This is a genomic window from Candidatus Deferrimicrobiaceae bacterium, assembly GCA_035256765.1.
Taxonomy (GTDB): Bacteria; Desulfobacterota; Deferrimicrobia; order Deferrimicrobiales; family Deferrimicrobiaceae; genus CSP1-8.
The window spans coordinates 1-6,310 of sequence record DATEXR010000317.1; the positions used below are offsets into that span (position 1 = coordinate 1).

Sequence of the window (6,310 nt, forward strand, 5' to 3'; positions counted from 1 at the left end):
GTACTCGATGCTCAGGCCGATCACCTTGCGGCGGTCCGTTCGGTACACCTCGTCGGGGAGCGGGATATCCTTGAGGATCGGGACGTTGGCCACTTTCCAGCCGTGCACCGCCAGATACATGCTCAAGGGGGTTTTCCCGCAGCGCGAGACGCCGAGGATCACGATGTCGGCGCCGGGAAGGTCATCGGGCATCTTGCCGTCGTCGTGAAACACGGTGAAGTCGATCGCCTCGACCCTGTCGAAGTAGTCCTTGCGGAGCTTCCGGTAAAGCCCGGGTTTTTCGAGGGGCCTGGCGCGGGACTGTGCCGCCACCCGTTCGAGCAAAGGCCCCATGAGGTCGATGGTCACGACGCCGTGCTCCTTGCCGAGGCGGACGAGTGCTTTTCTCAGTCCGCTTTCCACCAGGGTGTGCACGACCGTCCCGCCTTCGGCCGATGCCTTCTTCATCACTTCCCGGATCTGCCGCAGATTGCGGACGTGGCCCTTCTTGATGACCGGCACGTCGAGCTTCGGGAACTGCGCAAGCGCGGTCTCCACGATCTGCTGGCCGCTTGTTCCCGAGCCGCCGGAGACGATGTAGACCGGCGGCGGGACCTTCTTCCCCTTGGCCTTGTCGCTGCCCACGGTTTCCTTTCCGTTGTCCGAGGTTGCATGGGATGCCGGGCACTGCCGCCCGAAATCAATCTATCAGGCCGCGGAGCGGTTTTCCAATCGACTTCGGGGACGGCGGGCGCACCCGCTTCCGGGACCGGATTCATACCGAGAGGAATTGCCGGCCGGGTTGGAATTGTGGGACGATGAGGATGACATGCCTATTATGGTTGGCCATCCTCGTTTTTACCGAAACGGGAAACCGCCGGCTTACCCTCAGAGAAGGGACGCCGCGAGGATGCGGTTGTAGATTCTTCCTGCCTCGGGAATCGACAGCCTGTTCGGGAGTCGATCGAGGATTTCCGGCAGGGACCGGAGGCCCGCAATTTCCACTCCCCGGGCCTTTCCCTGAACTTTCACATGCGCGTCCGCAAACAGGATGACCGGCTCGGGGAGGGGAGTGGTGATCCCATACTCGGCGAGCGATCCTCTCACCAGGAAACACTGGGCCCACGCCCGCCGGATCAAATCTTTTCCGAACGGCCGGCCGTTCCGCAGGAGTTGATTCCCGTCGAAGGTCACTTCTCCGGTGTGGCTTTTCGTTTCCAGGGTGAAGATCCCTTTCGGACCGATGAGGATGCGGCCGATCATTCCTTTCCCCGAGTCGAAGTCGTGAACGACGAAATATCCCTCCGGCAGACTCTCGAGAACATCCCGGACCGCTACCTCCGCATCGGCCCCCATTCCGGCGTCCCGACCCCGTCTTCCCTTTTCCCGGGAATAGGTTTCCAGGTATTGGATGGCGGCGACGCCCACCACGAACGCGGCGACCAATGCCCCCGGTCCGAAGGACCCGATGTTCTTCACGTTTTGGGGGAAAAAGAGGGAAATCAGGAAAACCCCTGCCATCGCCGATGTGCCGGCGACCAGCAGGGGAATCGGCATCTTTGGGGCGCCGGGTCCCGCCTTGTTCTGCTCGGCGGCCCTGCCCGGAGCCGTTGTTGTTTTCGCCATCTCCATTCGCGTCCATCCGGAAACGATCGAGTTTCCTGTATCTTATCGGAATATAATCGGAAAACTTTAACACATTCGCCACGCAGAGGCCGCCCGGCCGCCGGGCGCGGCGGTCGAACCGGGGGAACCTCTCCGGGGAGCCAGGTTCACGCCATTGACAAGGGGATGAAAGAATCCTTACATCGATCCGGTTCCGAGATCGGGACTATCCCAAACAGGATATCCGCGAGTAGAATTTCAGGAGGGAACACCGGACCGGTTTCGCCGCGGGGCGGCGGAGGCCGGTCCTTGCTCCCCGAAGCGGAAGGAGGGGCAGGGCGTTTTCGATGTCCATGATTTCCGACAGGGTCAGGTCCCTCGGGATGCGGATGACGCTGGTATGGGCTGGGCTTGCCGCGGCCCTGCTGCTCTCGATTTCCCTGGCCGCCGGTCTGTGTCCCGAAGAATGCAAGGCGACCTATCAATGGACGATCTTCGGGATGCCGTTTCCCTTCTTCGGGATCGGATTCTTCGCGATTTGCCTTCTTCTGTTCCATCTCCGTGACCGTCCCCCGGCCCGGGTCCTCCTCGCGTTTCTGATCGCCGGCGCGTGGGGGGCCGAAGCCACGTTTCTCTACGTGCAGCATTCCGTCATCAAAATCTGGTGCCCGATATGCCTCGCCGTGGCATTATGTGTCTTGCTGGCGGGGATTGCCCTCGTCATCGCCTGGTTCCCGGGCATGAGGAAACCATTCGGATCGGGGAGAGGGGCATCGATGCGGTATCTGTCGAGAGGGGCTTTTCTCGCGGCGGTGATGATCGCGGGTTCGTATATTTCCTTCCTCGGATTGGGAAACCCCGCCGCTTCCCACGCGGAAACGCTCCCGCTGGCCCTTGGGAAGCTGGACTCCGACGTGGAAGTCTACGTGTTCACCGACTGGTTCTGTCCCGCCTGCCGGAAGGCGGAACCGGATATGGAAAGGGCGTATCCGGACATCATGACGAGGGCGAAGCTCTTGTTCATCGATATCCCCATCCACATCGAAACGATGAATTTCCTCCCCTACAACCTGAGTTTCCTCGTCCGGGAGAAGGCGAAATACCTCGAGATCCGGAAGACACTCCTTCGCCTGGCGGAGAGGACGAAGGAGCCCACTCCGGAAGATATCCAGAAAGCCGTCGCTCCGTTGGGAGTCACCTACCGGCCGCTGAATTATGCGGACGTGAACGCGGGGGTTCAATATTTCCAGTCGGTGACGCAGGCCTTCCGGGTAGAGGGGACACCCGCCATGGCGGTGTACAACCGGAAGACGAAAACCACCCGGGTGCTCAACGGCACGCAGGATCTTTCCTATTCGTACATCCTCATGGCGGTCTCGGGAGTCGCGCCACCGTAATTTCGGCAGGGGGGCGGCTCAGAAGCTCTTCCGGGTCTCGACGAGGAGCTACGCGCGGTCGATCGCTCCGTCCCCCGCCAGGGAGGCAAAGAACAGCCAGCTCGGGGACATCCGAAGCTAGCCCGCATTTCTCACCAGGCTTCTGCTGCTGCGGCGGATACAGGCATGTCTACTGCGTTGCGCTCGGTCGGGCTCCTCGACGTAGTGTCCACTACGTCTCCGGGGCCCTCGGTCGCGCGCCTTGTATCCACGCCCGTCTCCACCGCCTCGCGACGAACCCTGGTGAGAAATGCGGGCTAGGGGCGCGCCCCGGCTCCCGGGATCGTGTCCCGTGAAACCCGCCTTCCCGAAAACCGTAGGGAAAACGTGCCCCCCTGCCTTCGACCGGAGTTCCCCCCCTGCATTGGGGTTGGGAAAAAAAAGGATTGACAGGGACGCGAAAGAGGATTAGAAATTACAGCATAATCTGATTATACTGTTAAAATTAAATATCCTGATAAATAAAATAAAAAGGAGATAATAGTGGAAATAAGAAAAACGGTGAAAGCTAGGAAAACTGATAAAACTGGAAAAACGGGGGAAAACGATTCCTGCTGCCCGACGGCGGGGATCGGGATGTGCAGGATCGAGTCGATGGTGTCCGTGGACGAGCGCGGACAGCTGATTCTGCCGAAGGAGATCCGCGACAAGGCGGGGATCAAGGGAGGAGACAAGCTGGCGGTCGTCAGCTGGGAGAAGGGCGGGAAGGTTTGCTGCCTCTCCCTGATCCAGGTCGAGGAGTTCACCGGGATGGTCAAGGATCTGCTCGGCCCCCTGATGGGCGAAATACTCCACAAAAGATAAGGGAGGGGAAGAGGATGGACGCGGGGAAGATACGGAAGCTTGTGCGGGATCGATATGGAAGGATCGTCAGGCAGGAGAGTTCCTGCTGCGGACCTTCCAGGACGTGCGGAGGCGCGGGTCCGGTCGAGGAGACAAGCAGGCGAATCGGATACTCGAACAAGGAGATGCGATCGGTGCCCGGGGGGGCGAACCTGGGGCTTGGCTGCGGCAACCCGACGGCGCTCGCCTCCCTGAAAAAGGGAGAGACCGTCCTCGACCTCGGATCGGGGGCGGGTTTCGACTGCTTTCTCGCTTCCCGGGAGGTCGGCCCGGAGGGGAGTGTCATCGGTGTGGACATGACTCCCGAGATGGTCGAAAAGGCGCGGGAGAACGCAAGGCGGGGCGGATACGGAAATGTGGAATTCCGGTTCGGCGAAATCGAGAACCTCCCCGTCGCCGATGGCACGGTGGACGTGATTCTCTCCAATTGCGTCATCAACCTTTCCCCGAACAAGGGGAGAGTCTTCCAGGAAGCGTTCCGGGTGCTGAAACCGGGCGGAAGGCTGATGATTTCGGACCTGGTCGTGGTGAAGCCGCTTTCGCAGCGGTTGAGGAGATCCGTATCCGCCTATGTCGGCTGCGTCGCCGGAGCGATCCGGAAGGAGGAGTACCTCGAATCGCTTTCGGCGGCGGGGTTTCGGGAAGTCGCTGTCGTGGAAGAGACCTCCTTTCCCGTCGGGGGGTTTTCCACCGATCCGCTTGCAAGGGGGATGATCGAGGAACAAGCGATTCCACCCGAGGCGATCAGGGAGGTGGAAAGCCTAGTATCGAGCATCCGGGTGCACGGCAGGAAGCCGGCCGGCAAGGAATAAGGGAAGGAGAGGTTCAGACGGGCTCCGCGTACCGGTGGAGCGGCCGGGGGCGGGCCGGTCGGAAGGCGCGCAGGTTGTGGACGTTCACCCGAAGGCGTCTCCCGATCACCGATTCCAGGGCCTTCAGCACGATCTCCTTGAGTTCCTTCGGCGCCATCTCCACCCGGGCGTTGATGGTCATCCGGACCCGCGGGACGCTCTCATCCAGTTCCCCGCGCAGATCGATCGGGCCTCCGAGGCGAGTCAGGTTCGCGGCGCAAAACCGCCCATTCGCGGTGAGAATGGTCTTGACGTGCCCCACGGCGGCCCGACGCTTCGTAAAAGCCTGCTTCATCTCCCGCATCACGAACAGGCACAGCAAACGCCAGTCCGGGATACAGCAGCCCCGCGTGGCCAGGGAGAGGTCGGCGTTCAGCCAACCCAGGGCGGCCTCCCCTTCGGCGTATACGTCGTAATCCACCGAGGCGATCCTGTTCCCTGCCGAGGCACTGGTCAGCGCCTCGTCCAGCCATCCGGAGACACCCGCGCCGGTGACGGCGGAGATCGTCCGCACTGGAACTCCCGGGAACGCGCCGGAGACGAGGCGGCGCAACTCCTTTCGCTCGTCCCGATCGATGAGGTCCGCCTTGGCGATGAGGATCCGGTCCGCCTCTTCCAGCTGTTTCCGGAAGATGTAATTCGGGCCCCGGCCGGCCGTCCTCCGCTTTCCGGACAGGACCTTGCGCAGACGGTACGGGTCGACAAGCACCGAGAGGGGAGAGGGGATGAACTCCTGGCGAAAATGTTCCTTCAGGGGCTGCAGAACGGTCGCCGACAGATCCGTGCAGCTTCCCACCGGCTCCAGAAGGATCACGTCGGCCTTGATCTCCTTTCGCAGCTTCCCGGCGTTTCGCAGCAGGGCTGGAAAGTCGCAGCAGAAACACTTTCCCCCCACCTCGCGCACGTCGAGGCCGTGCTGGGCGAGGAGACGGGTGTCGACGTTCCCCGGAGCCTGGTCGTTCGTGACCAGACCGACCCGCCTGCCTCGGGCGACCAGCTTTCGCGCCGCCCGGAACAGGAGGGTGGTCTTTCCGGATCCGAGACCCCCCCCCACGAGGATCAGGCGAACCTTCTTCACGGGTTCCTCTCCGCGTAGATCTTTGGACCGGACCTGCCTGGTGGAAGAGCCGGTATCCGGTTTCGATCGTGGCGATTATGTCGCCATCCATGCCCGGAAACCGGAATAGTCCATCCCTCGCGTTTTCCCGTCAAGGGGCTTTCTTCTCGTCGCGAATGAGCCGGTGCATCTTCTTCCTGAGGTTCTTCGGGATTTCATGAACCGGAAAAAGAAGGGCGTCGTCCTCGCCCGACATTCCCGGCGAACGGGTTGGGGGAGGGGCGGTGACCGATACGCTTCACCGCCCGGCCGTCAGATTACCCCGCCTTCATTGCGGGGCCGGGTCCAAGACCTTCACGGCGAAGTGGGTCCCCCGGATCCCGATGGAGGCCGTCGGAGTCTCGAAACGCACCGACTCGGGGGACAGCTTCCCGATGAGACCCGAGAGGTAGGCCATGGTTCCTTGGGTGATGCGGACCAGCAGGCCGAACTTCTCCTCCGCGGGGGAAAAGAGGAATTTCTGGATGACGAAGCTGCTT

General features: G+C 61.7%; 7 protein-coding genes. 3 read left to right on the forward strand and 4 right to left on the reverse strand.

Annotation, left to right across the window (positions count from 1 at the left end):
* Positions 1-624 (reverse strand): kinase/pyrophosphorylase (locus VJ307_11085; protein ID HJX74680.1); only part of this gene is annotated, 624 nt, incomplete at its 3' end.
* Positions 625-867: 243 nt separating this feature from the next.
* Positions 868-1,605, reverse strand: a complete 738-nt coding sequence (locus tag VJ307_11090; protein ID HJX74681.1) for a nuclease-related domain-containing protein — start codon at positions 1,603-1,605, stop codon at positions 868-870.
* Positions 1,606-1,931: 326 nt separating this feature from the next.
* Here VJ307_11090 and VJ307_11095 point away from each other — a divergent pair, with 326 nt between their 5' ends.
* The 3 genes from VJ307_11095 to VJ307_11105 all read left to right on the forward strand — a co-directional run bounded on the left by VJ307_11095 (position 1,932) and on the right by VJ307_11105 (position 4,675).
* On the forward strand, positions 1,932-2,981 hold the full coding sequence (locus VJ307_11095; protein HJX74682.1) for a vitamin K epoxide reductase family protein: 1,050 nt from the start codon (positions 1,932-1,934) through the stop codon (positions 2,979-2,981).
* Positions 2,982-3,521: 540 nt separating this feature from the next.
* Positions 3,522-3,824, forward strand: coding sequence for an HgcAB-associated protein (locus VJ307_11100; protein HJX74683.1), 303 nt, complete (start codon positions 3,522-3,524; stop codon positions 3,822-3,824).
* A 14-nt stretch (positions 3,825-3,838) separates the two neighbouring features.
* Positions 3,839-4,675: an arsenite methyltransferase gene (locus VJ307_11105; protein HJX74684.1), complete on the forward strand. Its 837-nt coding sequence runs from the start codon at positions 3,839-3,841 to the stop codon at positions 4,673-4,675.
* A 13-nt stretch (positions 4,676-4,688) separates the two neighbouring features.
* Here the strand turns inward: VJ307_11105 and VJ307_11110 are convergent, their stop codons facing one another.
* Positions 4,689-5,792: a GTP-binding protein gene (locus VJ307_11110; protein ID HJX74685.1), complete on the reverse strand. Its 1,104-nt coding sequence runs from the start codon at positions 5,790-5,792 to the stop codon at positions 4,689-4,691.
* 307 nt (positions 5,793-6,099) lie between these two features.
* Positions 6,100-6,310: hypothetical protein (locus VJ307_11115; protein ID HJX74686.1), on the reverse strand; the 211-nt coding region annotated here is incomplete at its 5' end.

What these genes read in the sequence shown, in the direction of transcription:
- VJ307_11090 (HJX74681.1), bottom strand. Translation starts at nt 1,605, where the DNA reads ATGGCGAAAACAACAACGGCTCCGGGCAGGGCCGCCGAGCAGAACAAG.
- VJ307_11095 (HJX74682.1), top strand. Translation starts at nt 1,932, where the DNA reads ATGTCCATGATTTCCGACAGGGTCAGGTCCCTCGGGATGCGGATGACG.
- VJ307_11105 (HJX74684.1), top strand. Translation starts at nt 3,839, where the DNA reads ATGGACGCGGGGAAGATACGGAAGCTTGTGCGGGATCGATATGGAAGG.